The 3,160-nt window shown below is 49.4% G+C and carries 2 rRNA genes; both read right to left on the reverse strand.

Going from position 1 to position 3,160, the window contains the following annotated elements:
- Positions 1-7: 7 nt before the first annotated feature.
- Positions 8-122: ribosomal RNA gene (gene rrf, locus H5186_RS22085) — 5S ribosomal RNA — on the reverse strand.
- Between the two features lie 131 nt (positions 123-253).
- Positions 254-3,140: ribosomal RNA gene (locus H5186_RS22090) — 23S ribosomal RNA — on the reverse strand.
- Positions 3,141-3,160: the final 20 nt, after the last annotated feature.

Genomic DNA, 3,160 nt, shown 5'->3' on the forward strand with positions numbered 1-3,160 from the left:
ATTTGGAGCCTGGCAATGTCCTACTTTCACATAGCAAATGCTACACTATCATCGGCGCTGTTTCGTTTCACTACTGAGTTCGGCATGGGGTCAGGTGGGTCCAAAACGCTATTGTTACCAAGCAAATACGGTGTTAATCGCGTTAGCAATTAACTAAAATTTGGAATTCTGATAATAAAGAGTATCGTAAATCTACTTTAGTCTATTAACTTCTTGCGCTATCAACTATCACATAAAACGCGTTTGGCGTTGTATGGTTAAGCCTCACGGGTAATTAGTACAAGTTAGCTTAACATATCACTATGCTTCCACATCTTGCCTATCAACGTTGTAGTCTTCAACGGCCCTTCAGAGAGCTTATAGCTCTAGTGAGAACTCATCTCGAGGCCTGCTTCGCGCTTAGATGCTTTCAGCGCTTATCAGTTCCGAACGTAGCTACCGGGCAATGCCATTGGCATGACAACCCGAACACCAGCGGTTCGTTCACTCCGGTCCTCTCGTACTAGGAGCAACCCCTCTCAATTCTCAAACGCCCACGGCAGATAGGGACCGAACTGTCTCACGACGTTCTAAACCCAGCTCGCGTACCACTTTAAATGGCGAACAGCCATACCCTTGGGACCGACTTCAGCCCCAGGATGTGATGAGCCGACATCGAGGTGCCAAACACCGCCGTCGATATGAACTCTTGGGCGGTATCAGCCTGTTATCCCCGGAGTACCTTTTATCCGTTGAGCGATGGCCCTTCCATTCAGAACCACCGGATCACTATGACCTACTTTCGTACCTGCTCGACGTGTCTGTCTCGCAGTTAAGCTGGCTTCTACCATTACACTAACCGTACGATGTCCGACCGTACTTAGCCAACCTTCGTGCTCCTCCGTTACTCTTTGGGAGGAGACCGCCCCAGTCAAACTACCCACCAGGCACTGTCCGTAACCCCGATTCAGGGGCCAACGTTAGAACATCAAAACTACAAGGGTGGTATTTCAAGGACGACTCCAACAAAACTAGCGTCTCATCTTCTAAGTCTCCCACCTATCCTACACATGTAGGTTCAATGTTCAGTGCCAAGCTGTAGTAAAGGTTCACGGGGTCTTTCCGTCTAGCCGCGGGTACACAGCATCTTCACTGCGATTTCAATTTCACTGAGTCTCGGGTGGAGACAGCGTGGCCATGGTTACACCATTCGTGCAGGTCGGAACTTACCCGACAAGGAATTTCGCTACCTTAGGACCGTTATAGTTACGGCCGCCGTTTACCGGGGCTTCGATCAAGAGCTTCTCCGAAGATAACCCCATCAATTAACCTTCCGGCACCGGGCAGGTGTCACACCGTATACGTCATCTTGCGATTTTGCACAGTGCTGTGTTTTTAATAAACAGTCCCAGCCACCTGGTCACTGCGGCTCCAATCAGCTTAGAGAGCAAGTCTCATCACCAATCGGAGCGTACCTTCTCCCGAAGTTACGGTACGATTTTGCCTAGTTCCTTCACCCGAGTTCTCTCAAGCGCCTTAGTATTCTCTACCTGACCACCTGTGTCGGTTTGGGGTACGATTCGGTATAATCTGAAGCTTAGAGGCTTTTCCTGGAAGTATGGCATCAGCAACTTCATCACCTTAGTGACTCGTCTCGTGTCTCAGCCTAACAGCAACCCGGATTTACCTAAGTCGCTAGCCTACTCACTTTCACATGGACTACCAACGCCATGCTTGCTTAGCCTGCTCCGTCCCCCCATCGCAATTATACCAAGTACGGAAATATTAATCCGTTTCCCATCGACTACGCCTTTCGGCCTCGCCTTAGGGGTCGACTTACCCTACCCTGATTAACATGGGATAGGAACCCTTGGTCTTCCGGCGTGCGGGTTTTTCACCCGCATTATCGTTACTCATGTCAGCATTCGCACTTCTGATACGTCCAGCATACCTCCCGGTACACCTTCAACCGCTTACAGAACGCTCCCCTACCACTCAGAATAAATTCTGAATCCGCAGCTTCGGTGCATAGTTTAGCCCCGTTACATCTTCCGCGCAGACCGACTCGACCAGTGAGCTATTACGCTTTCTTTAAAGGATGGCTGCTTCTAAGCCAACCTCCTGGCTGTCTGGGCCTTTCCACATCGTTTCCCACTTAACTATGACTTTGGGACCTTAGCTGGCGGTCTGGGTTGTTTCCCTCTTCACGACGGACGTTAGCACCCGCCGTGTGTCTCCCGGATATTACTTTACGGTATTCGGAGTTTGCAAAGGGTTGGTAAGTCGGGATGACCCCCTAGCCTTAACAGTGCTCTACCCCCGTAAGTATTCGTCCGAGGCTCTACCTAAATAGATTTCGGGGAGAACCAGCTATCTCCCGGTTTGATTAGCCTTTCACTCCTAGCCACAGGTCATCCCCTAACTTTTCAACGTTAGTGGGTTCGGTCCTCCAGTTGATGTTACTCAACCTTCAACCTGCCCATGGCTAGATCACCGGGTTTCGGGTCTATACCTTGCAACTATTCGCCCAGTTAAGACTCGGTTTCCCTACGGCTACCCTATTCGGTTAACCTCGCTACAAAATATAAGTCGCTGACCCATTATACAAAAGGTACGCAGTCACCCAACAAGTGGGCTCCTACTGCTTGTACGTACACGGTTTCAGGTTCTATTTCACTCCCCTCACAGGGGTTCTTTTCGCCTTTCCCTCACGGTACTGGTTCACTATCGGTCAGTTGGGAGTATTTAGCCTTAGATGATGGTCCACCTATATTCAGTCAAAGTTTCACGTGCTCCGACCTACTCGATTTCACTTAAAAGGGATTTTCATGTACGGGACTATCACCCTGTATCGTGGCACTTTCCAGAGCCTTCCATTAACACCAATTAAGCTTAAGGGCTGTTCCGATTTCGCTCGCCGCTACTTTCGGAATCTCGGTTGATTTCTTTTCCTACGGGTACTTAGATGTTTCAGTTCTCCGCGTTCGCCTCGTTAACCTATGTATTCAGTTAACGATACCTGCAAGCAGGTGGGTTTCCCCATTCGGAAATCCTAGTCTCAAGTGCTTTTTACTAGCTTGACTAGGCTTATCGCAAGTTAATACGTCCTTCATCGCCTCCAACTGCCAAGGCATCCACCGTGTACGCTTAGTCACTTAACCATACAACCCAAACGGGTCTT

Source organism: Pseudoalteromonas sp. SG41-2, assembly GCF_014164535.1.
GTDB classification, from domain to species: domain Bacteria; phylum Pseudomonadota; class Gammaproteobacteria; order Enterobacterales; family Alteromonadaceae; genus Pseudoalteromonas; species Pseudoalteromonas rhizosphaerae.